Genomic DNA, 22,565 nt, shown 5'->3' with positions numbered 1-22,565 from the left:
GTTCCTCACTCTTTAGTCAGAAATCTGAGCGCGTCGCGCACGGTCTCCAGCTCTTCGGGCGCAAGCGCGTCGAGCTTGGCGCCCAGCCACGCGCGGTCCTCGCAGCAGCGCAGCGCGAGCGCCTTGCCGGCCTCGGTCGCGGCGATCAGCTTCACGCGCCCGTCACTCGGGTCCGGGCGCCGCTCCACCAGCTCGCGCTCGACGAGCCGGTCCACGAGCACCGAGATGTTGGACGGGTCGCAGCCGAAGCGGGCGGCGAGCTGGCGCTGCGACAGCGGCTCGCACGCCGCGAATCCGAGCACGCGGGCCTGCGTGAGCGTCAGCCCGTGCGCGGCGGCGGCGCGGTCGTAGTCCGCGAGGAAACGCCCGACGAGCTCGTGCAGCGCCCCGCGGATCTCGGCGTGCTCGGCCGCCGGCTCAAGCGCGTACGGCGGCATCCGTCAGGGTGGCGAGCGCCTCGAGCGAGTCCAGGCGCGCCTGCTGGTCGAAGGTCGACGTGGCCACGATCAGCTCGTCCGGGGCGTGCTCGCCCACGAAGTCGGCGATCTGCTGGTGCACGGTCTCGGACGAGCCGACGAACGAGCAGCTCAGCATGCCTTCCAGCTGCGCCTTCTCCTGCGGCGTCCAGTAGTCGTCGATCGAGTCGATCGGCGGCTGCAGCAGCGTGCGCTGGCGGCGGAACGCGCCGTCGATGAACGACTTCTGCTGGGACGTCGCGAGGCGCGTGGCGGTCGCGTCGTCGTCGGCGATGATCACGTTCGCGGCGAGCATCGCGTACGGGCGATCCAGCTGAGCGGACGGCTGGAAGCGCTCGCGGTAGACCTGCAACGCGGGCACGAGCGCGGCGGGCGCGAAGTGCGAGGCGAACGCGTACGGGAGGCCGAGCGCCGCGGCGAGCTGGGCGCCGAACAGGCTCGAGCCGAGGATCCACAGCGGGATGTGCGAGCCCTGGCCGGGGACGGCCTGGATGTGCTGGCCGGGCGCGGGGTCGCCGAGCAGCGCCTGCAGCTCCTGGACGTCCTGCGGGAACGTGTCCGCGCTCGTGAAGTCCCGGCGCAGCGCGCGCATCGTCGGCTGGTCGGTGCCGGGCGCACGGCCGAGGCCGAGGTCGATCCGGCCCGGGTAGAGCGCGTCCAGCGTGCCGAACTGCTCCGCGATGACCAGCGGCGCGTGGTTGGGCAGCATGACCCCGCCGGCGCCGACGCGGATCGTGCTCGTGCCCTCGGCGACGAAGCCGATCGCCACCGACGTCGCCGCGCTCGCGATCCCCGCCATGTTGTGGTGCTCGGCCAGCCAGAAGCGGTTGTAGCCGAGGCGCTCGGCGTGCTGGGCGAGCTCACGCGAGCGGTGGAGGGCGGTCTGCGCGTTCCCACCCTCGGGGATCTGCGCGAGATCGAGGATCGAGAGCGGCACCGAGATCGGTGAAGAAGTCATCGAATTCGATGATAGCTTCACGTATCTGTCAGCAGTTGTCCCCGCGCCGGATGTGGATCGGCGTGACCAGCGGCAGCGTCTGCCGACGGTTGAACACGAAGGCTTTGAAGCGCACGTCGAAGTGGTCGAGGACGAGCGACGAGTTCGGCGCGAGGTTGCCGCACGTCGGCATCTTCAGGTCGATCACGTAGATCGCCTCCTCGCCGGGCTCGAGCTTCAGCGGCGCGAACGGCTTGTACTGGACGTCCGGGACGCCCACGTTGAACATCCGGCGCACGCGCACCTGCTCCAGCAGGCCGGGGAGGTTCGGCTCGTCGGACCCGATGCCGGTGATCTCGACCGTCCGCCCGCCGTCGTTGCGGACGGTGACGGTGTAGTCGGTGGTCCGGCCCGGTCGCAGGGGCTTCTCGGCGATCTCGCCGTCGAGGTCGTCCCCGATGAGCTCGGCGTCCGACCCGACGCCGGACGTGGAGCCGTGCGCGAGGTCGTCGTAGGTCCAGGCGCCGATCACCCACCACAGGCCGACGCCGATGGCGAGCACCGCCACACCGATCGGGATCCACTTCGCGCGCACGAGGGGCGGATACCCTACCGGCGGTTTGTTCGACCCCTCGAAGTACCGCACGTTCCGCTTCACGGAGCGCTCGCTCTCCCCCGAAGGCGCGGTGCGCCTGGTGTACGCGCTCGACGACGAGCACGAGTTCGTCGAGGAGTTCGACGTGCCCGTGCCCGAGGGTGCGGATCTGGCCGCCGTAGAGCCGATCCTGGACCTGCTGCACTGGGTCGCGGGCGTCAGCTACTACAAGACCGCGGCGCCGCCGAAGGTCGCCTGCGAGACGGGCACGCCCGGCCCGGCGACCGCGGCGTTCCTGGAGGCCCTGTACTCGGAGGGCCTCGGCGAGTTCGCGGTCGTCAACCAGCTCGGCGCGTTGCCGCGGCCGCGCTTCCCGCGGGGCCCGGCGCGCGACGTCGCGGTGGAGCGGCGCGCCCCGCAGCGTGTGCTCGTGCCGGTCGGCGGCGGCAAGGACTCGGTCGTGGCGCTGGAGATCGTGCGCCACTCGGGCCTGGACTTCACGCTGTTCTCCGTCCGCGACGACCCGGCCATGCAGCGCACCGCCGCGGTCGCGGGCGTGGAGCGGCTGATCGCCCAGCGGCGGCTGCCGCTGAAGCAACTCGGCGAGCTGAATCGCTCCGGCGCGCTCAACGGCCACGTGCCGATCACGGCGATCGTCTCCTGCGTGGCGCTGCTGACCGCGGCGCTGAACGGCTACGACACGGTGACGCTGGCCAACGAGCGTTCCGCGTCCGCCGGCAACGTCGTCTACGACGGCGTCGAGGTCAACCACCAGTTCTCCAAGAGCGCGCGCGCCGAGGCGCTGCTGCGCGGCGCGATCGGTGAGACGGGCGCGCCCGTGGACCTGTTCTCGCTCCTGCGGCCGGCGTCGGAGCTCGGCATCGCGCGCACCTTCGCCGGGCTGCCGCAGTACCACGCGGCGTTCACGAGCTGCAACGCGATCTTCCGCCTGGATCCGGAGCTGCGGCTGGCGTCCTGGTGCGGGAACTGCCCCAAGTGCCGGTTCGTGTTCCTCGTGCTCGCCCCGTTCATGGAGCCGGACGCGCTGCGCGACATCTTCGGCAAGGCGATGCTCGACGACCTCGACCAGTACGAGGGCTTCGCGCTGCTGACCGCGACCGGCGGGCACAAGCCGTTCGAGTGCGTCGGCGAGGAGGAGGAGTCGCTCGCCGCGATCTCGCTGCTGGCCGCCGACCCGCGCTGGAAGCACCGCCCGGTGGTCGCCAAGCTCGTGGCCGAGGTGCTGTCGGTGCGCGGGGACGATCCCGCGCGCGTGTCGTCGGCGCTCGCGCTCAGCGCGGCGCACAACGTGCCCGACGAGCTGATCGACCACGTGGATGCGCTTCTCCGCGCTTGACGGGCTGACGATCGGCGTCTGGGGCGCCGGCCTCGAGACGCGCTCGTTCGCGCGCCACGTGGCGGAGCGGCTGCCGCGGGCGCGGGTCGCGGTCGTCGTGCTGGAGGAGCCGGCGGACGCGCCCGAGCTGACGGACGGCGCGCTCGTGGTCGACGCCGCGGGGGCGCCGGACGCGTTGCGCTCCTGCGACGTCGTGGTGCGCTCACCCGGCGTCTCGATCTACCGGCCCGAGCTGCGCGGGCTGCGCACGACCACGCCGACCGCGCTGTGGATGGCCGAGCGCGAGGGCCGCGACGTGATCGGCGTGACCGCGACCAAGGGCAAGTCGACGACGTCGAAGCTGATCGCGCACCTGGTCGCGGCGGCCGGCGTGCCGGTGGAGCTGGGAGGCAACATCGGGGCGCCCGCGCTGGACCTGCTGGACTCCGAGGCGCTGGCGGTGATCGAGCTCTCGAGCTACCAGATCGCCGATCTGGCGACCGGGCCCGAGACCGCCGTGGTGAGCAACGTCTACGCCGAGCACGTGAACTGGCACGGGAGCGTCGAGGCCTACCGGGCCGACAAGCTGCGGCTGCTGACGCTGCCGGGCGTACGGCGGTGCGTGCTCAACGCGACCGCGCCGCTGGTGATGGCCGCGCCGCGGGTGGCTGACGCGGACGTGCTCACGTTCGGCGCCGAGCCTGGCTGGCACGTGCGCGAGGACGGCGCCGTCGCCCGCGGGCATCAAGCGATCGCCGCGCTGCCGCTGATCGGTCGTCACAACGCGCTGAACGTCTGCGGGGCTTTGACGGCCTTGGAGGCCGTGGGCGTGTCGCTGGAAGACCCGGCGGCCGCGCTGGCGGACTTCGTCGGCCTCGACCACCGGCTCCAGATCGTCCACGAGGCCGGCGGCGTGCGCTGGGTCGACGACAGCATCTCCACCGAGCCGGAGGCCGCGAAGTTCGCGATCGAGAGCTTCCCGGACGCCGACATCGTGCTGATCGGCGGCGGCTTCGACCGCGCGCAGGACTACGCGGCGCTCGGCGTGACGCTGGCCGCGCGCGGCGCCCGCGTGCTCGCGCTGCCCGACACCGGCGCGCGACTGGTCGACGCGGCGTGGGCGGCGGGCGTCCCGCACGACCGGGCGACGCTCGTCAGCGATCTGGAAGCCGCCGTGGCCGCGGCGCGTGCCGTCGCGCGGCCCGGCACCGTCGTCCTGCTCTCCCCCGCCGCTCCGAGCTTCAACACGCACAAGAACTTCGCCGTGCGCGGCGACCACTTCGCGGAGCTCGCCCGTGCGTCCTGACGAGCGCGACGGGCTGCGCGTCTACCGCTTCGAGTCGCTGCCGTCAGGGGTGGACGCGCTGGTCACGACCCGCGTCGGCGGCATCGACCTGAGCCGCGCCGCCCGCGCCGAGCACGCGCCGCGGTTGTTCGCCGCCTACGACCTGCCCGAGGCGGCCGTCTGGTGCGTCCAGGTCCACAGCGACGTCGTCGCCGCGGTCGACGCGCCCCAGGTCGTCGAAGGCGCCGACGCCCTGATCACCGACACGCCCGGCCTCCCGCTGTGCGTGATCATGGCCGACTGCGTGCCCGTGCTCGTGTACGACCCCGAGCAGCACGCGCTCGGGCTCGCTCACGCGGGCTGGCAGGGCACGGTCGCGCGCATCGCGTCCGCCACCGTGCACGCCATGGTCGACCGCTTCGGCTCGGACCCGGCGTCGCTCGTCGCCGCGATCGGCCCGTCGATCGGCCCCGACGAGTACGAGGTCGGCCCCGACGTGATCGAGGCGGCGCGTGCCGCGTACGACGACGCGCCGATCCTGCGCGACGCGGGCGTCGACGGCAAAGCCCTGTTCGACCTGTGGGCCGCGAACGCGTACGACCTGCGCTCCGCCGGCGTCACCCGGATCGAGGTCGCGGGCGTCTCCACCGCCCGCCACCTCGACGAGTTCTACTCCTGGCGCGTCGCGAAGGACACGGGCCGCTTCGCGACGATCGCGATGCTGCGCTGACTACCAGCGCTGGTGCACGTACGGCGCGATCTGCTCGTCGTACACCGCGCGCACCCGGTCCATCGTCTCCGCGTCGAGCGCCGGCAGCTCCGCGGCCGCCGCGTTGCCCGTCGCCTGCTCGGGTGAGCGCGCGCCGGGGATGACCGTCGACACGGCGTCGTGCATGAGGATCCAGCGCAGCGCGAACTGCGCGAGGGTCGCGTCGCCGCCCACGAGCGGCCGCAGCGCCTCGACGGCGTCCAGGCCGGCCTCGAACGGAACGCCGGCGAACGTCTCCCCCACGTCGAACGCCTCGCCCTGGCGGTTGTACGTGCGGTGGTCGTCGGCCGCGAACGTCGTGTCGCGCGTGTACTTGCCGGTCAGTAGACCCGACGCGAGCGGCACGCGCACGATCACGCCGACGCCACGGCGGGCCGCCTCCGCGAAGAACAGACCGGCCGGCCGCTGGCGGAACGGGTTGAAGATGATCTGGACCGTCGCGACGCCCGGGTACTCGATCGCCTTCAGCGCCTCCTCGACGCGCTCGACGCTCACGCCGTAGGCGGCGATCCGGCCCTCCTCCACCATCCGGTCGAGGTCCTCGAACACCTCCGGGTGGTAGTACAGGTCGGTCGGCGGGCAGTGGAGCTGGACGAGGTCGAGCGTCTCCACGCCGAGGTTCTCGCGCGAGCGATCGTTCCAGGCGCGGAAGTGCTCGGGCGAGTAGTTCTCGACGGTCTGGTCGAGCCGCCGGCCCATCTTCGTCGCGACGACGAGCCCTTCACGTTCCCGCGCCAGCCGGCCGACGAGCCGCTCCGAGCGGCCGTCGCCGTACACGTCGGCGGTGTCGAAGAAGGTCACGCCGGCGTCCGCCGCTGCGTGCAGCGTGCGGAGCGCCGTCTCCTCGTCAACGTCGCCCCAGTCCGCGCCGACCTGCCAGGCGCCGAACCCGATCTCCGAGATCTCGTGTCCGGTCGGCCCCAGTGTCCGTGTCTGCATCCGGAGGCTCTACCCAGCCGTGAGATCCTCGGCGAACGAGCTCGCGACGATGCCGTTCTGCGGCGAGAGCACCGGGATGCCGTCGACGAGCGGGTAGACGAGGCCGTCGGCCGCGCAGAACAGCGCGCCCTTGAGCGCCTGCAGCTCGCCGCGGCAGCGCGGGCACGCGTGCCAGTCGGCGGACGAGGCCGCGGGCGCGTGCGGCTTGCGCAGGACGAGCACCTGGGTCTCGTTGACCGGGCTCGCGGTCTCCGGCAGCAGCTCGTGGCGGACGACCTCCAGGCCGAGCGCCTCCGCCGTCGCCGGGAGGCCGCGCACGTAGCCGTGCTCCTCGATGTGCTCGCGCGTGCCGGCGCTGCCGAGCTCGTAGCTGGGCTCGAACAGGACGATCCACTCACGCGCTACCCGGGCGAGCTCGGTCAGCGCCTCCCGTTCACGGCCGCCGTTGGGCTCGAGCGCGTGCGAGGTCCAGACGAGGTCGAAAGCGCCGTCGCGAACCGGCATCGCGAACAGGTCGCCGACGAACAGCTCGGGCGTCGGCACGTCGAACTCGTGGGCGTGGGCGCGGGCGTGGGCGATCCGGGACCAGGCGAGGTCGAAGGCCGCGACCCGCGCGGGCGGCGCGTCCAGGCGTGACAGGACCGGGAGCAGCGTGGTCGCCTCGCCACAGCCGGCCTCGAGCATCGAGTCGGTCGCGTAGTCGTTCAGGACGCGGGCGACGCCACCCCAGTAGCGCTCCACGCGCTCGCGGTGCTCGGGATCCTCGAGCGCCTGCCGATAGCTCCCGCTCTGCAGGTCATACGAGATCAGGACCGCGTCCGAGCTGTTGCGGGCGGCCGGGTCACGGTCGCGGAACAGGCGCATCACGTTGCGGCCCTCCGCGTAGGCGGAGCGCGCCTCGCGCAGCGCGTCGAGCTCTTCGGTCATGCGCGGCATTGTGCCCAATCGCCTACGCGGTCGACCCGCGGTCGAATCTCTTTCACCCGCCGGTCGGATTCCGTTCACGTCCCGTTCACGGAGACTCGGGGGTGGTCATTTCCACGGATAGGAAGTTCTCTTGTCAAGTCGTACCTCGCTGAGCGCGCTCGCGCTGCTGACGGTCGCCGCTGCGGCGACCGTCGCCGCGCCCGCCCAAGCGATCAACTACATCCCGTCCGCGAACGGGATCACCTGGGACGTCAACGACGCGGCGATGCCGGGCCTGGACACGGGCAGCATCCGCGCGACGACCGACAACTCGGTGCTGAGCGTCGCGGGCCTGCGCGTGAACGTCGACGGCGTTCCGAAGCACCGCATGGACGGCGAGCTGCTGCGCGGGTTCGGGCTCACGTTCGACGGCGTCGACGAGTTCACGACCACCAAGGCGGTGAACCTGAGCGGGATCGAGATCAGCCGGCACCTGAAGTTCGCCCGCACCGCGAACTGGGGCCGCTGGGTCGACTCGTTCAAGAACACGACGACGAGCCCGAAGTACGTCCGGATCAGCTTCGGCGGCATCTTCGGCCAGAACAACGGCGAGAACCAGTCCGAGGTCGTCGACTCCTCCAGCGGTGACACCGGCGTGACGCCCGCGGACAGCTGGGTCGAGCACGCCACGCCCAACGCGTCCGCCACGACGCCCACGTCCGGCCCGACGCAGAACGGCCCGTCGGCGGTCGTGCTCGGCACGCCGGGCACGCGCGGCGCGCTCGCCTGGACCGGCATCTTCAACTCGCGCAACCCGTTCGGCTCGTCGATCCCCACCGAGGGGATGGAGGCCAACCTGCGCGGCTACGTCCGCACGCTCACGATCAAGCCGGGCGAGACCGTCTCGCTCGTGCACTTCGTCGTGATCGGCCGCAACGAGACGGGTGGCGGACGCGCCGCGGGCACGCAGATCGCGGCCGTGCGGACCGCCGCCGCCTCGCTCGCCTCCACCCCGGTCCTGGACGACCTGAGCGTCGGCCAGAAGTGCACGATCGTCAACTTCACGATCGCCGGGCTCGACTGCTCGACGGTCGCCACGCCGCAGCCGGAGCACGACTCGCCCACCGTCAGTGACGAGCCCGTCACGACGTCCGAGTACGACGTCGTCGGCAAGACGCTCACGCAGCTCCAGGACGACATGACGGCCGGCAAGACGACCTCGCAGGAGATCGTCCGCGCCTACCTGGACCGGATCGCCGCCTACGACACGGGCCAGTTCGGCCTGCACTCGTTCATCAAGGTCGCCGACGACGCGATGGCGCAGGCCAAGGCCGCTGACGAGGCCCGTGCGGCCGGCAAGAAGAGCGACCTGCTCGGCATCCCGGTCGCCGTCAAGGACCTCTACGACACCAAGGACATGCCGATGACGCATGGCTCGCTGGTGTTCGAGGGCTTCCGCCCGGAGAAGGACGCGTTCCAGGTCGCGAAGATGCGGGCCGCGGGCGCGATCGTCATCGGCAAGACGAACATGTCCGAGTTCGCGAACTCGGGCCGCCACAGCGAGTCGCCGTGGGGCCAGGTGTGGAACGCGATCCAGCCGTCCTCCACCGCCCAGGGCTCGTCCGGCGGCTCCGGCGCCTCGGTCGCCGCGTCGTTCGCGACGTTCTCCATGGGCTCCCAGACGGGCGTCTCGCTGTACGCGCCGAGCGCGGCCGGCGGCCTCGTCTCCCTGCGCGGCACGGACGGCCTGAGCTCCGGCGCGGGCGTCGCGCCGCTGACGTTCCTCCAGGACTACGCGGGCCCGCTCGCGCGCACGGTCACCGACCTGGCGAAGATCCTCAACGTCACCACCGGCACCGACCCCGAGGACATCGGGACCGTGCAGGCCGACGCCGACAGCAAGCGCCCGGCCGACTGGACGACCGTGCTCAAGGCCGACGCGCTCAAGGGCGCGAAGATCGGCCTCGTCCCGGGCCAGTTCACCACGCCGAGCTACGGCACGCAGGGCTCGATCGACCGCTACAACGCGATCCTCGACCAGCTGCGCGCGGCGGGCGTCGAGTTCGTCGACATGACCGGCAGCGTCGCGGCGCCGCCGAACGTGCCCGGCAACCTCGGCAACGAGGGCTGGTTCGAGTGGATCCGCACGCACCCGAACTCGCCGTACGCGCATCCGAACGAGATCATCGCGTCGCCCAAGAAGCTGCCGTACAACCGGAGCACCTCGGCGAACGCGACCGACATGACCGACGCGCAGGTGCAGGCCGCGCGTGACCGGCGCACGGCGTACAAGGCCAACTGGAAGACCTACCTGGACGCCAACGGCGTCGACGCGGTCCTCTACCCGGGCAACACGTCGGACTTCGCCGACAACGACACGGCGGCGCTCGGCGCGTCCTTCGGCTCGCCGCCTACGTCGAACATCGGCATCCCGGGCATGGTCGTCCCGGTCGGCATCAACGACCACGGCCACCCGCTCTCGATGCAGTTCGTCGGGCGCGCGTGGGACGACGCGAAGATGGTCGGCTTCGGCTACGCGCTCGAGCAGCTCGCCTCGACGCCGATCACGGCCACCGAGCTCCCGAAGCTCCGCTACGACGCGACGGCCACCCCGGTGGACGTCGAGATCGAGAAGGTCCCGGAGCCCCAGACGGAGGCGCCGACCACCGCGCCGTCGACCAACGGCACCCAGCCGACGGTCCCGCCGACCGTCTCCGGCGCGACCGCCAAGGCACCGTCGCTGGCCCGTCGCTTCAGCACCCGCACGACGCGGATCGGCAAGCGGACGCTGCGCACCACCGGCACCGTCCTGCTGCCCACCGGCACGACCCGCGCGGTCGCCTGCAGCGGCAAGGTCCAGGTCGTGGTGAAGGCGGGCAAGCGCACGCTCTCCACCAAGCAGTCGGCGCTCGGCGCGAAGTGCACGTTCGCGTCGCGGGTGACGCTGCGGGCCGCGTCGCTGCGCGGCGCCGCCACGGTCACCGTGCAGGTGCGCTTCCTCGGCAACGCGGCGCTCAAGCCCGAGTCGGCTTCGAGCGTGCGCATGACGGTGCGCTGAGCAACTGAGCAAGGCCGCGCCGGGGTTGGTCGCCCCGGCGCGGCACCGACGTCCGCGTCTACGACGCCGACTGGGCTGGAGGTGGCTCGACGCTCAGGTCGACGACCTCCCACCACCAGACCTCGAGCACCATGCCCGGGATCTCGCCGTCCGGCTTGTCCCGCATGATGATCGTGGCCTCGGCGCGGGCCTTGTCCGTCTTGAACTCGCCCGCGGCGCAGACGACGTCGGCGGTCCACTCGGTCACGCGTTCCGAGCCTCCCTGGCGGGCGGCGTCGGGCGCGGGAGCCAGGTCCTTCGTGCCCTGCCCGAACGCGACCACGCCCTTGGCGTGGGCCGACTTGTCCCACGGCTGGACGATCTTGACCCACACGTCCACCATCTCCTCGTCCCCCGAGAGGTCGATCGCGCCCTTCGCCTCCACGACCTGCATGCCGTCGTGCGTGACGACGTCCAGCACCTTCGCGAACTGCGGTTTCATCGCCGACACTGCGGAACACCTCCTGTTGGTTGGGGTGCTGCCGGCACGAGCCGCGCACGTGCGCGCTCGGCCATGACCACATCGCCCTTGCGCTCGAAGTGGTCGAGCGAAGCCCTGGTCGCCGTCTCGGCCGCGTCGGCGTCCGAGCACACGCGCAGCACGTCCGCGCGGACGAGCAGCGCGTCGGCCAGGTCGTGCAACCAGTCCGTGTCGCCGAGGATGGCGACGGCCTCCGCGGACAGGCGGTCGGCGTCCTCGAGCTCGCCGCGGTGCGCGAGCACGGGCGCGCGGGCGACACGCCACGCGATCTGCGCCGACCGGTCGTCGCCGGCCGCGCCGAGCTCGGCGTCGCGGGTGAGCGCGAGCGCCTCGTCCGGCCGGCCCTGCTCGAACACGGCGCGGCTGAGCGCCGCCGCCGTGTCGGCACGCAGCGCGGTTTCGCCCATCGCGTCCAGCCGGTCGTGGCCGGCGCGCAGGGTCGCCTCCGCACGATCGGGCTCGCCCGCGAGCATGTCGATGAACGCCTCGTGGTAGGCGACCGCGGTCTGCAGGTTCGGGGTCAGGTCGGCGAGCATCGCGTGGCTCGCGCCGATCAGCTCGCGCGCCGCGCCGAGCTCCCCGCGCATCGCGTGCAGCGCGGCCAGTGGCTGGAGCACGAACGCCCGCGCGCGCCGGAGGTCGCCGAGCGCCTGCTGGATGAGCTCGCAGCGCACGATCCCCTCCTCGGCGGGCGCCGGCCCCGCGAACGTCGAGGAGGCCAGCCAGCAGAAGGCGTCGGCGTACCCCTGCGTGTCGCCGGCGCGGCGGGCGTGATCGACCGCGAGCTCCCACGCCTCGTCGGCCTCGGCGGAGTGCGCGTCGATCCAGTGCATGAGCGCGCGCAGGCGCCAGAGCCGGGCGAGGCCGAGCTCGTCGCCGGCCGCCTCGAAGATCGTCCGCAGCGCCGGGAAGCGGCGACGGATCTCCGGTGCCGCGGACCCCGTCTGCAGGTAGACGCCGAGCAGCGCCACGCGCGCGTGCGCCTCGTCGACGGCGCTGCCACGCGCCGCCGCCCGGCGCGCGGCGTCGCGAAGCACCGCCTTCGCGCGCGGCAGCTGCCCGCCGTGCGTGAGCGCGACGCCGAGCTCGGGCGCGAGCACGCCGAGCGCGGGATCGTCGTAGCGCTCCAGCAGGCCGACCGCGCGCTCGAGCAGCCCGGCCGCCGCCGACAGCTCGTCGCGCCCGAGCGCCGCGCGCCCCGCCGCGCCGAGGTGCGTCGCGGCGGCGTTCGCGATCCGCGCCTGCCCCGGGTCGCCGCGCGGGTGCAGCCCCGTGCCGAACGCGTGCGCCTGCTCGTAGTGGTAGCCGACGATGTCGTCGTGCGCGGCCTCCGCGACGAGCGCGTCGGCGACCCGGTGGTGCAGCTCGGCACGGCGCGTCTTGGCGACGAGCTCGTACACCTCGTCGCGCAGCAGGATGTGCGAGAAGCGGAACGCGTCGCCGTCGGGGCGGAGCATGTCACGGGCGATCAGCGCGTGGAGCGAGGCGTCGACGCGGTCGCGGTGGCGGGGCGTCAGGAGCGAGGCGACGAGCGCGCGGTCGAAGGTCCGGCCGACGACCGCCGCGCAGTCGACGACCTCGCGCTCGGCGGGCGTGAGCGCGTCGACGCGCTCGCCGAGCACGGCCTGGACCGTCGCCGGCAGGGCCGTGGACGCGGCGCCGGTCTCCGCCGCGAGCGCGACGAGCTGCTCCAGGAACAGCGGGTTGCCCTCGGCCGCGTGCAGGACGCCCGTTCGCTGCTCGGCCGTCAGCGCGTCCTCGGGCGCCAGCAGTCGCTCGGCCTCGTGCGCGGACAGCGGACCGAGCGGGAGCGTGACCTCGCCGGTGATGCGGTCGGCGCGCTCGCGCCACTCCGGGCGCGCGAGGCCGACGATCAGCAGCGGCACCTCGCGCGCGGTCGCGGCCACGTGGTCCAGCAGCTCGACCAGCGTCGGCGCCGCCCAGTGGACATCCTCGACGACGACCACCAGCGGCCGCTCGCGGGCGGCGGCCTCGAGCAGGCGCCGCGCCGCCCACACGATCTCGTCGAACGGCACCGGACCCTCCGTGAACCCGACGCCGAGTGAGATCCGGGCAGCGACGCGCCGCGCGTCCTCGTCGTCGCCCAGCACGGCGGCGATCGTCCGCCGGTCCGTGCCGCCCGCGAGCCGCTCGACGATCTCCGCCAGCGGCCGCAGCGTCACGCCCTCTCCGTACGGCAGGCAGCGGCCGAAGACCGCCCGGCCGCGCGGCTCCACCTCGTCCATGAAGCGCCGCACGAGGCTCGACTTGCCGATCCCCGCCGGGCCGACCACGGTCCGCACCGTCGCGCGCCGCCGCTCGCACGCGTGGTCGAGGGCGGCATGGAGCGCCGCGAGCTCGGTCGCGCGGCCGACGAGCGCGCGCGGCGCGGCCTCGTGCGCGTCGTCGTCGTGATCGATGAGTCCGCGCAGCCGGCACGCGAGCACCGGCGCCGACTTGCCCTTGAGCCGCAGCGGCTCCGCGGGGCCGAGGACGGCGTGCCCGTCGAGCAGGCTCGCGGTGCGCGCGTCGACGAGCACCTGATCCAGCGGCGCCGCGGTCTCCAGTCGGCTGGCCACGTTGACGGGGTCGCCGAGCGCGAAGAACCGCTGCCCGTCGACCGACCCGACCGCGACCTCACCCGTCGCGATCCCGTACCGGGCGCGCAGCGTCACGCCCCACTGCGCGCCGAGCTCGACGTTGAGCTTCGTCAAGGCCTCCCGCATCGCGAGCGCGCAGCGGGCGGCCCGCAGCGCGTCGTCCTCGTGCAGCTGCGGCACGCCGAACAGCGCCTGGATCGCGTCCCCGATGTACTTCTGCGGCCGCCCTCCGTGCGCCTGGATGACGGGCCGCAGCGCGTCGTAGTAGCGGCCGATGACCTGCAGCTGCGTCTCCGGGTCGAAGCGCTCGCCGAAGCTCGTGAACCCTTCGAGGTCGCAGAACAGGATCGTGATCGTCTTGCGACCGGGCGCGGCCGCGTCCGGCGCGAGCGCGGTCCCACAGCGCGGGCAGAACCGGTGGTCCGGCTCGATCGCTCGGTCACACGTCAAGCACGCCTGGCGGCCCGACATGAACCGACACTACTGCGGATGTGCATCTCGCTGGTGAAACGTTTCCTGAAGCACCGGCGTCGGCTGCGCGCGCGTGAGCTTCGACCGGAGCGTGAGCACCGCCACCACGAGCAGGATCGCCGCGGCGCCGGCGCGCATGGCGATCGCGCCCGCGTCCGCGAACTCCCCCGCGAGCGCGTAGCCGATGACGGTGAAGGTCGCGGTCCACACGAGGCCGCTCGCGACGCTGAACGGGAGCAGCCGGCGGAGGGTGACGCCGCCCGAGCTGCCCACCACGAACGGCATCGTCGAGCGCAGGAACCCGGTGAAGCGGCCGAGGAACAGGGCCTTGGCGCCGTGGCGGGCGAAGAACCCGTCGATGCGGGCGAGACGCTCCGGGCCGAGCTTCAGGCGCGCGCCGCGGCGCTCGATGAACGGTCGGCCCAGGGTGCGCCCGAGCTGCAGGCTGGCCATGTCGCCGGCGACCGCCGCGAGCCACGCGACGGCGATCATCACGACGAGCGACGCGTCACCCCGTGCCGCGGCCGCGCCGCCCAGCATCAGCAGCAGCTCCCCGTGGATCAGGAACCCGAGCAGCACCGTGGTCTCGAGGAACACGAACGCGCCGACGCCCAGGTACACCCAAGCGCCCAGCGGGGTCGTGGCGTCCTCGACGAGCGCGGCGATGTTCGGCACCTCGATCGCCCCGAAGGCGATGGCCACGGCCAGCCCCGCCGCGATCAACGCCAGAGCGCCACGCATCGGAGAACCTTCTCACACGGCGGGCGCCTCGGTGAGCCGCCGGACGGTCTCCAGCTCCCCCTCGACCACCTCGACCTGACGGCGCACGTCCTCCTCGCTCACCGAGTCGGGAAGAACTGCGTGAACAGGTACTCGCAGCCGTCGCCGTTCGCGAGCACCCGCGTGAACACGCCGCGCCCGGGCTGCTCCGCGGACACGATGTCGACGGTGCCGCGCTCCCGCGAGACGCGCAGGTCGATCAGCGCCTCGCCCGCGCCCGTGTCGACGAGCCAGTGCGCTCCCGCCTCGCGCACCCCGCGCGCGAACCCGGGCGCCCAGCGCGGCAGCGCGTGCGCGTCACCGACGAGATCCAGCACCGCCTCCGGCTTCGCCTGGATCGAGATCGACCGTGTGACGGACAAATTCGTAGGCATACGTAGATCATAAGCAGACGCATACGATTTGTCTACGCGTACCATCCGGGCGGTGGACCGTCCGGATCTGGGAGAGCTGCTCGCACGTGCCGCCCGCCGCGTCATCGACGCCGAGCGCCCGCTGCTCGAAGCGCACGGCGTGAGCATGTGGGCGTACGTGGCGCTGAGCTTGCTGGCGCGCGGGTCCACCCCGACCCAGCTCGCGCTCGCCGAGTCCATGGGCTACGACAAGACGCGCCTGATCAAGATCCTCGACGGCCTCGAGGCCGACGGGCTCGTCGCGCGTGAGCCCGACCCGTCGGATCGCCGCGCGCGGGTCGTCTCCCTCACGGCGGCGGGCCGCGCGAAGCACGCGGCGATCCAGGCGGACATCCACGCGATGGAGGACGAGGTCCTCGCGAGCCTGAGCGCCACCGAGCGCGCGACGCTCTACGCGGTGCTGCCGCGGCTCGCCTGATCACGTCCTGTATCTCCCGGCGCGCGGACCGGGTCACAGGGAGCATGGCCGCTCCATCCGAACCCCGCCCACCCCGCCGCAGCACGTTCCAGACGACGGTGATGTTCATCGGCGCCGTCTCGGCGCTGCTCGCCATCGGCGGCTTCGTCGCCAACGCGTGCCGGGGCGGCGTGCTGGCGGAGGAGCTCAAGCCGCACCTGACGATGCTCCAGTCCGCCAACACGAGCCTCACCGGCGCGCTCAACGAGCTGGGCACCGAGGGGTGGGTGGAGATCAGCCGCTCGCGCCGCGAGCTGGCGCTCGACAAGACCCGCGAGCTGCGGACGTTCATGCAGTCGGCCGAGGTCGACGGAGAGCAGGAGCAGGAGATCGAACGCGACGTGCACGCGGTGGTGATCGCCGAGGTCAGCTACCTCCGGGCGGTGCGCGCGTTCCTGGACCGCGAACCGAGCCTGGCCCAGAAGCAGCAGCTCCGGAACCTGTCCGAGACGCTGCGCAACCAGCTGGTCGACCTCGGCGCGCGGGCCGGCGTCGTCACCCCGGAGGCGGTCGGCGGCGCGATCGTGCTCAGCGCGTGGTTCGCCGGCCAGAAGGGCGGCGACAGCGTGGCGATCAAGACGTTCGCCCCGCAGCAGCGCAGTGCCGCCCGTGACCGGGTGAAGGAGAACGCTGAGACGCCGCAGTGCGGCAACCATCGCGATGACGATGGCGACGGCAAGGTCGACTACGACCCCGACGGCACCGGCGACCCGCACTGCCAGAACGCGCGGGACGATGACGAGAGCGGACCGGAGACCGTCAAGACGCAATGCGCGAACGGCGGCGATGACGACGGCGACGGCAAGGCCGACTTCGGCTTCGATCCCGGCTGCGCCGACGCCGCCGACAACGACGAGACCGATCCGCCGGTCGAGCCCGACGAGACCGAACCGCCGATCGAGCCCGACGAGACCGTTCCGCCGATCGAACCCAACTGCACCGAGACCCCCGAGGCCGAGGGGTGCACAGGCACCCCCGACGAGCGGGAGGTGACGCCCCCGACCGAGCTGCAGCCCTGAGCTGTCCGCTCGCGAACCACCACGTGGGTCCGAGCCACCCGCGGAGACACATTCGGGCGGGACCGGACATAAGGACCACGTGTTCCAGTTCCTCGCTCGCCGGTCGGTGGCGCTCGTCCTGACCGCGTTGCTGGCCCTCGCGGCCGGCCACGTGCTGTTCAACGCGAACACCGGCGTGAAGTCGATGGGCTGGGGGGCGGCCATCGCGGACACGCCCGCGCACATGGTCGACCTCGTCACGGGCGAGCTCGGCGACACCACCGGCGAGGGCTGCAACCCCGGGCGCAAGCGCAAGCCGGACTACATCGAGCTGTGCACCGGCTGGGGCGCGGGGTCCGTCGCGGCGATGATGCGCGATCGCGTCCCGGTCGACCTGCAGCTGATCATCGGCGGGATGCTGCTCGGCACGCTGCTCGGCATCGCCGCCGGCCGCTGGTGTGCCGCGCACCCGGGCACGTGGCTCACGCGCGCGCTGCACGTCGCGATGGCGTTCCTGCTCTCCTGTCCGCCGTACTTCCTCGCGTTCGTGGTCCTCGTCTACTTCTCTTGGAGCAGCGGCGAGTACAAGCTCCCGTTCGTCTCCGGCCAGGGCGACTACCGGCCGTTCAGCGACGACCCGATGGCGTTCCTCAAGGCCATGTGGGTGCCGTGGGTGTGCTGTGCCCTCCCGCTCGCCGCCGTCGTCGCCCGGATCGCGGAGGCGAGCATGCGCGACGCCCTCGGCGAGGACTTCATCCGCACCGCCCAGGCCAAGGGCGTCCCCACGCGGCGGGTGATCAACCACCACGCCCTGCCGGTCGCCCTCCCGCCGATCACCGCGATGACCGGCGTGAACATCTCGACCATGCTGATCTCGGTCGCGGCGATCGAGTTCGGCTTCGGCATCCCCGGGATGTTCCTGACGATCCGCGGCGCGATCTACAGCCGCGACGTCCCCGTGCTGGAGGCGCTGGTCCTCGAAGCCGTCGTCCTCGTCGTGGTCGCCAACTTCCTGGTCGACGCCTACCAGGCCCACCTGGACCCGCGCGTTCGCGACGGCGGCAGCGGCTTCTGAGTCCGCCTCAGCCGTGGCCGGGTCGCCACGCCTCGCGCTCGTGCGTGAGCCAGACCCGCTCCGGCTCGAGCGCCCGCACCCGCAGCTGACCTTCGCTCTCCGGCTCGTCGAGCTCACCGAACCACACCGCCACATCGCCGCCCACGACGACCGGACGTCCGCCCGTCTCGACGACCACCACCTGCATGCCCTGCGTGTGTCCCGGCGCCGGAACGAGCCGGAGCCCGGGCAGCAGCTCATGCTCCCCGTCGACCGGGAGGTACTCCACCCCGGGCGGATCGACCCACTCGCGGATGGTGTAGTCGTCCTCGGTGCGCGCGTCCTCGAGCTCCCGTCGCTGCACGTAGATCGGCTTGCCGGCGAACAGGTGGTTCCCGCCGCAGTGGTCGAAGTGCAGGTGCGTGTTGACGACGATGTCGATGCTGTCGACGTCGAAGTCCTCCTGCGTGTGCAGCGGCTTGATGCGCGGGTCCATGTCGGCCGCCGCCGGGTGCAGCTCTGTGAGGCCCGTGTCGACGAGCACCCGTCCGTCGGGATGATCGATGACGTGCACGTAGACCGGCATCCGCGCATCCTCGGCGACCAGCAGGTCGGCCACGAAGATCGGCGTGATGCTGATGGCGATCTGAGTCATGACTGCCCCTTCTTGGTTGACGCGCGGTAGCGCAGGTACACGACGCGCGAGCTGAACGTGCGCGTCTCCACCAGCTCCAGGTCGACGCGGTGATCGCGCGGGAAGAACGGCACGCCGCCGCCGACCGCGACCGGATGCACGAACAACCGGTACTCGTCGAGCAGACCTTCTCGCGCCGCCTCGGCCGCGAGCTCGGGCCCGCCGATGGCGATGTCTCCGGTGGCCTGTTGTTGCAGCGAGGCCACCTCAGTGCGCAGAGTGTCGTGCGCGAGCGTCGTCTTGGCCCCCTCGACCGAGTCCAGCGTCCGCGAGAACACGACCTTCGGCAGCGCCTGCCAGATCAGCGCGAACTGTCGCTCGACCTCCGGGCCATGGTTGTCCGCCGTCTCCCAGTAGACCATCGTCTCGTACAGCCGCCGGCCCAGCAGATGCCCGCCGAGCCCGCGCACCTGCTCGTTGTGAAACCGGTGCAGCTCCTCGTCGGGCGCCGTCCAGTCGAACTTCCCGTCCGGCCCGACGACGTAGCCGTCGGCCGAGACCCCACCCATCGAGTAGATCACCTTCGGCACCGCGTTCCTCCTCGTCCAGGGACCGTCAGCCGGTATGACTCCGAGGGGTCGAAAAATTCATCGCGTTTCCCGTTCGTGGTCGCGCAGGGCGCCGACCACCTGGCTGCGAACGGTGAGCGACGGGCCGCCGACGAGCTCCCATGCTCGAGCGATCCCGATGAAGAAGCACACGACGACCAGCACGCAGACACCGCGAAGCGCACCCACGTCCGTGTCGTCGGCGACCAGGCGCAAGCCGTACCAGAGCTGCAGAGCGAAGACCACCGCGGTCCCGGCCAGAAAGCCGACCTCCCGCAGCCCGCGTTGCCCACGCGGCACGCGGAGCAGTGACGTGATCGAGCCGACGATGAACAGCAGACCCATCACGGCGACGATCGCCGCCGCTCCGCCCGCCCCGATCCCGGGAATGAGCGCGAACAGCGAGACCGTCAGCGCGTTGATGAACACCGTCAACGCCGTCGACGCCCGCACCCGGTGCGACTGGGGCGTGCCGCTGTCGACGAGCCGTTCCGGAGCGACGGAGATGGCCACGAACAGCAAGCCGATCAGCGCACCGGCGACGCCCGCCGACGCGAGCAGGAAGTCGTGGAACCCGTCTTCGATCACCCGCGCAGTGTCGTCCCACGTTCGGACGGCGCCCGCGCGACGTCTCGGCGCGCGGGACGCCACTCGAACTTCACTGGACGCTGCTCATCGCCTGTCCCACTTCCTGGACCCGACGGCCCAGCGGATCGCGGTGACCACGGCGATGATCCCCACGAGCGCGGCCATCACGGCAGGCTCCGGGCGAAGGAGGGCAATGACGGCGCCCACGAGCACGACGTTGACGACGGTCACGAAGGTCTCCCGTGAGCGGTTCGGCGCCGGGCCAAGACGGAGGACGTCCTGGAGCAACTCGTCGGGGCGCGCCTTGCTGAAGGTGGCAGCGCGACGCGCTGGCTGACTGCGATGCGGATCCTTTTCCATGCCTCCAGCTTCGCTCCGCGCCACCGTCGCCAGTAGTGGCGCAAGTCACTGGTTAGCGGGACTTTTCCACGGCCTGGCGATGACAAACGTCATCAAGGCAGGAGCGGGGGCGTGCGCCGCTATCAGAGCTTGACGCGGTGCCAGCGGGCGCCCGCGTCGGGGCTGCGCCAGAGGCCTTGGACGCCGAGCGCAAGGTAGCGGACCTTGCCGTCGACCTGCAGAACCGAGCCGCCACCGTCGAGCTGGACGGGCAGGCTGCGGAGCCCGCGCCACCGGCGGCCGCCGTCGCGCGTGACGGAGAATCCGTAGCCCGAGCTCATGAACGCTCGCCGATCCGAGACGGGGCTGAAGCCCTTGTAGTGGCCGCGCACGGCGAGCTGGCCGACCGACCGCCCGGTGCCCGGGAGCGGCGCGCTCGACCGCAGGGCAAAGCTGCGGCCGGCGTCGATGCTGGTGTGGACCTCGACGGCTTCGGCGCCGGCGCCACCCGGACCGGTGCAGACGAGCCACAGCGTGCCGGAGACAAGCCAGCGCACGTCAGGGGCGGCCTTGGAGTTGAACGTGCCGCAGGGTGAGCGGCGCTCAGTCCAGGTCCGGCCGCCGTTGTGCGTGACCAGCAGAAACGGCTTGTCTTTAGGGCGCAGACCGGAGATCACGCCGTCAGCAGCGTCGGCGAAGTCGATGTCCACCGCCGGGCTCTCGAACCCGCCGACCCGCAGCGAGCGCGTCGTCCAGCTCCGGCCGCCGTCGTCGCTGCGCGTGAGCCACACCCGCCGCCCCTTGGACCGCAGCGCCCACGCACTGGTCGAGGTCGCGGCGACCTTGAAGACGCCGCGCACCCCGGTTCGCCTCCACGTCCGACCACCGTCCACCGTGCGCCAGAGCCGGCCAGACCCCACCCGGGCGTACCCGAGCCCGTTGGCCAACACCGTTCCGTACACGTCCAGCTCGCCGCGGACCCGCAACCGCTCGAACGTTCGCCCACCGTCGCGCGTGATCCACTGCCGCAGCTCGGACCGGCCGGTGGAGGCGGTCACGGTGCCGAACCCGTCGACCACGTGAACGTCGCTCACGAACGGCGCGGCCCGGGACTCCGACGGCACCGTCGCCGCGGCGATGAGCACGAAGGCGATGAGGGCGAGCGGACCAATGCGCATGCGCGAGACTGTTTCACTCTACTGGAAGCGACTGCGCGTGACGGAACACGTTCGCCTGGTCCCAACGGCGCTTCACGGCCACCAGGTTCCGGGGGTTGTTACGAAAGTTGTCGAGGAAGTACAGCCACAGCGCGTCACCGACGTCGCCCGTGTCGTGTGTGCCGAGAACGCTGTCCGGATAGTTGAAGTATGCGCCCGCGACCGTTCCGCTCGGATCATTCGCCGGGTCGGGAGTCCCGCCGTACTCGGCGTAGACCTCTCGGTAAAAGTCGTTGATCCATGCCAGATGGGCGGCCGCTTGAGCGTCGTAGGGGGCCTGGCATCCCTGGCCGGGACCCGAGGCATTGAGCCAGTAGGTCTGATACTGCAACTTCATGATCGCGTCGCGCTGGGGAACAGCAGTCGCGCTGGGAGCAACTCGGTTGACGGCTCCCCCGTAACTGTCGACCTGCAAGAGACTCTGACTCATATCCGACTCGAGGACGCCCTTCGGGGTCGTGTTGAGCCAGCGATAGATCGCCGCCACTTGATCCGGCGGGAAGGCCTTGTTCATGTATGCGGACTTGTACTTGCCGAACTGGTTGGGGCCCGAACCGTTCAGCGTCTGCAGCGCTTCGAGATAGGTGACGTGTTGCACGCTCTCGTTGCCTACGGGGACCGCTGCCCAACCCGGATGGCCGCCGAGCGGGGTTCGCAACGGCGCATGGTCTGCGACCGCGGCGAAGCGCGATCGCGCGTCGGTGTACCGTCGCTCGACCTCGGTCACGTGGTCGAGGCGAGACGTGCCTGGCGGGGACACGGCTTGAACGATCATGCCGAGCTGCCCGGACGATACATGCGTGAGCTTCAGCAAGCTGAACTCGGTCTCGGGCATGTCACTCACGAACTCGGCGTATGCCGCCAGCAAGTCCGCGAAGGAACTTGAGTCGATCGAGGTCCAGTCCCAGGAGAGGGTGTAGATCGAAGCGAACTCCGGCGCCTCGGGCAGCTCATCGAAGTAGTAGCGCAGGATGACACCGAAATTGCCACATCCGGCCCCCTGCAAGGCCCAGAAGAGGTCTTGTTCGTCGCTCGAGGCGCTGGTCGCCGATACGTGGTGCAGCTCAGCGCAGTTCGACGCCGCGTTCCAGGTGACGATGTCGACCGCGCTGAGGTGGTCGACGGTCAACCCGTGCAATCGTGACAGCAGCCCGTACCCACCGCCGGTGATGTGACCCCCAGCCCCAACCGAGTAGCAGCTTCCCGCAGGCAGCGTCCTGTTGAACCCGTTGAGCAGGGATCGGTAGACGGACCAGTTCTCACAACCCGCCTCGACGAAATACCCGCCTCTTCGTTCATCCCAGCCGACACGGTTCATCGACGACATGTCGACGATGGCCTTGGTCGTGTCGTTGTAGGTGAAGTTCTCGTAGCCATGACGCCCGGACGCGACTTTGACGTCATGCCCGTAACGGGAGACGGCCTCGCCGACTTGTGTAACCGCCTCGGCGTCGTCCCGAGGGAGATACACCGCCTCGAGGCGAGAGGCAAACCAGCGTCGGTCGAATCCTTGTCGGTCGCTGAGCACAACTGGACGCGAACCGATGTTCGCTGACGGGGTAGACACGTTCAGGACTCCATGATC

22 protein-coding genes are annotated in these 22,565 nt (G+C 71.5%); 7 read left to right on the top strand and 15 right to left on the bottom strand.

What is annotated here, in order from left to right; genetic code table 11:
* Nucleotides 1-5: 5 nt before the first annotated feature.
* Genes OJ997_RS06680 through OJ997_RS06670 form a run of 3 tightly spaced genes read right to left on the bottom strand, consistent with a single transcriptional unit; the run spans nt 6 to nt 2,008 of the window.
* Nucleotides 6-437 (bottom strand): MarR family winged helix-turn-helix transcriptional regulator, encoded by a 432-nt coding sequence (locus OJ997_RS06680; RefSeq protein WP_270024286.1) that lies wholly within the window; start codon nt 435-437, stop codon nt 6-8.
* Nucleotides 418-1,434, bottom strand: coding sequence for an LLM class flavin-dependent oxidoreductase (locus OJ997_RS06675; protein WP_270024285.1), 1,017 nt, complete (start codon nt 1,432-1,434; stop codon nt 418-420). The genes OJ997_RS06680 and OJ997_RS06675 overlap by 20 nt, the downstream gene beginning before the upstream one ends.
* Nucleotides 1,435-1,462: 28 nt before the next feature.
* The gene (locus OJ997_RS06670; protein WP_270024284.1) at nt 1,463-2,008 is read right to left on the bottom strand and encodes a hypothetical protein; all 546 of its coding nucleotides are present in this window, start codon (nt 2,006-2,008) and stop codon (nt 1,463-1,465) included.
* 25 nt (nt 2,009-2,033) lie between these two features.
* Here OJ997_RS06670 and OJ997_RS06665 point away from each other — a divergent pair, with 25 nt between their 5' ends.
* From OJ997_RS06665 to pgeF, 3 genes are read left to right on the top strand one after another with little or no spacing between them, the layout of a single operon-like run.
* Nucleotides 2,034-3,365: a MurL-like N-terminal domain-containing gene (locus tag OJ997_RS06665; RefSeq protein ID WP_270024283.1), complete on the top strand. Its 1,332-nt coding sequence runs from the start codon at nt 2,034-2,036 to the stop codon at nt 3,363-3,365.
* On the top strand, nt 3,346-4,650 hold the full coding sequence (murD, locus tag OJ997_RS06660; RefSeq protein WP_270024282.1) for a UDP-N-acetylmuramoyl-L-alanine--D-glutamate ligase: 1,305 nt from the start codon (nt 3,346-3,348) through the stop codon (nt 4,648-4,650). Before OJ997_RS06665 ends, murD begins: the two co-directional genes overlap by 20 nt.
* The gene (gene pgeF / locus OJ997_RS06655; RefSeq protein ID WP_270024281.1) at nt 4,640-5,359 is read left to right on the top strand and encodes a peptidoglycan editing factor PgeF; all 720 of its coding nucleotides are present in this window, start codon (nt 4,640-4,642) and stop codon (nt 5,357-5,359) included. The genes murD and pgeF overlap by 11 nt, the downstream gene beginning before the upstream one ends.
* Here the strand turns inward: pgeF and OJ997_RS06650 are convergent, their stop codons facing one another.
* Both OJ997_RS06650 and OJ997_RS06645 read right to left on the bottom strand, forming a co-directional pair.
* Nucleotides 5,360-6,337: an aldo/keto reductase gene (locus OJ997_RS06650; protein WP_270024280.1), complete on the bottom strand. Its 978-nt coding sequence runs from the start codon at nt 6,335-6,337 to the stop codon at nt 5,360-5,362.
* A gap of 9 nt (nt 6,338-6,346) precedes the next feature.
* On the bottom strand, nt 6,347-7,264 hold the full coding sequence (locus OJ997_RS06645; RefSeq protein WP_270024279.1) for a methyltransferase domain-containing protein: 918 nt from the start codon (nt 7,262-7,264) through the stop codon (nt 6,347-6,349).
* A 130-nt stretch (nt 7,265-7,394) separates the two neighbouring features.
* Between OJ997_RS06645 and OJ997_RS06640 the strand changes: the two genes are divergently transcribed.
* A complete protein-coding gene (locus tag OJ997_RS06640) occupies nt 7,395-10,301 on the top strand; it encodes an amidase (RefSeq protein ID WP_270024277.1) in 2,907 nt (968 codons plus the stop codon).
* Nucleotides 10,302-10,359: 58 nt separating this feature from the next.
* Here the strand turns inward: OJ997_RS06640 and OJ997_RS06635 are convergent, their stop codons facing one another.
* From OJ997_RS06635 to OJ997_RS06620, 4 genes are all read right to left on the bottom strand, one after another.
* On the bottom strand, nt 10,360-10,782 hold the full coding sequence (locus tag OJ997_RS06635) for a hypothetical protein (protein ID WP_270024276.1): 423 nt from the start codon (nt 10,780-10,782) through the stop codon (nt 10,360-10,362).
* Entirely contained in the window at nt 10,779-13,892 is a 3,114-nt protein-coding gene (locus tag OJ997_RS06630) for an AAA family ATPase (RefSeq protein ID WP_270024275.1), read from the bottom strand. The genes OJ997_RS06635 and OJ997_RS06630 overlap by 4 nt, the downstream gene beginning before the upstream one ends.
* Before the next feature lie 9 nt (nt 13,893-13,901).
* A complete protein-coding gene (locus tag OJ997_RS06625) occupies nt 13,902-14,633 on the bottom strand; it encodes a DedA family protein (protein WP_270024274.1) in 732 nt (243 codons plus the stop codon).
* A 98-nt stretch (nt 14,634-14,731) separates the two neighbouring features.
* The gene (locus OJ997_RS06620) at nt 14,732-15,046 is read right to left on the bottom strand and encodes an SRPBCC family protein (RefSeq protein WP_270024273.1); all 315 of its coding nucleotides are present in this window, start codon (nt 15,044-15,046) and stop codon (nt 14,732-14,734) included.
* A gap of 52 nt (nt 15,047-15,098) precedes the next feature.
* Between OJ997_RS06620 and OJ997_RS06615 the strand changes: the two genes are divergently transcribed.
* The 3 genes from OJ997_RS06615 to OJ997_RS06605 all read left to right on the top strand — a co-directional run bounded on the left by OJ997_RS06615 (nt 15,099) and on the right by OJ997_RS06605 (nt 17,615).
* Complete coding sequence (locus OJ997_RS06615) at nt 15,099-15,503, top strand: MarR family winged helix-turn-helix transcriptional regulator (protein ID WP_270024272.1); 405 nt, start codon at nt 15,099-15,101, stop codon at nt 15,501-15,503.
* Nucleotides 15,504-15,547: 44 nt separating this feature from the next.
* Nucleotides 15,548-16,561, top strand: a complete 1,014-nt coding sequence (locus OJ997_RS06610; protein WP_270024271.1) for a hypothetical protein — start codon at nt 15,548-15,550, stop codon at nt 16,559-16,561.
* A gap of 79 nt (nt 16,562-16,640) precedes the next feature.
* A complete protein-coding gene (locus OJ997_RS06605) occupies nt 16,641-17,615 on the top strand; it encodes an ABC transporter permease (protein WP_270024270.1) in 975 nt (324 codons plus the stop codon).
* A 7-nt stretch (nt 17,616-17,622) separates the two neighbouring features.
* Here the strand turns inward: OJ997_RS06605 and OJ997_RS06600 are convergent, their stop codons facing one another.
* The 6 genes from OJ997_RS06600 to OJ997_RS06575 form a co-directional block, all read right to left on the bottom strand.
* Complete coding sequence (locus OJ997_RS06600; RefSeq protein WP_270024269.1) at nt 17,623-18,249, bottom strand: MBL fold metallo-hydrolase; 627 nt, start codon at nt 18,247-18,249, stop codon at nt 17,623-17,625.
* Nucleotides 18,246-18,818: a dihydrofolate reductase family protein gene (locus OJ997_RS06595; protein ID WP_270024268.1), complete on the bottom strand. Its 573-nt coding sequence runs from the start codon at nt 18,816-18,818 to the stop codon at nt 18,246-18,248. Before OJ997_RS06595 ends, OJ997_RS06600 begins: the two co-directional genes overlap by 4 nt.
* A 57-nt stretch (nt 18,819-18,875) precedes the next feature.
* A complete protein-coding gene (locus OJ997_RS06590; RefSeq protein WP_270024267.1) occupies nt 18,876-19,424 on the bottom strand; it encodes a hypothetical protein in 549 nt (182 codons plus the stop codon).
* Nucleotides 19,425-19,508: 84 nt separating this feature from the next.
* Nucleotides 19,509-19,784 (bottom strand): hypothetical protein, encoded by a 276-nt coding sequence (locus OJ997_RS06585; RefSeq protein WP_270024266.1) that lies wholly within the window; start codon nt 19,782-19,784, stop codon nt 19,509-19,511.
* Nucleotides 19,785-19,906: 122 nt separating this feature from the next.
* On the bottom strand, nt 19,907-20,941 hold the full coding sequence (locus OJ997_RS06580; protein WP_270024265.1) for a beta propeller repeat protein: 1,035 nt from the start codon (nt 20,939-20,941) through the stop codon (nt 19,907-19,909).
* Between the two features lie 13 nt (nt 20,942-20,954).
* Nucleotides 20,955-22,508, bottom strand: a complete 1,554-nt coding sequence (locus OJ997_RS06575; RefSeq protein ID WP_270024264.1) for an FAD-binding protein — start codon at nt 22,506-22,508, stop codon at nt 20,955-20,957.
* Nucleotides 22,509-22,565: the final 57 nt, after the last annotated feature.

The sequence above is a fragment of the Solirubrobacter phytolaccae genome (assembly GCF_027587195.1).
Classification (GTDB): domain Bacteria; phylum Actinomycetota; class Thermoleophilia; order Solirubrobacterales; family Solirubrobacteraceae; genus Solirubrobacter; species Solirubrobacter phytolaccae.
Note: the sequence above shows the minus strand (reverse complement) of the source record. Positions and strands in the feature narration are given on the sequence as shown.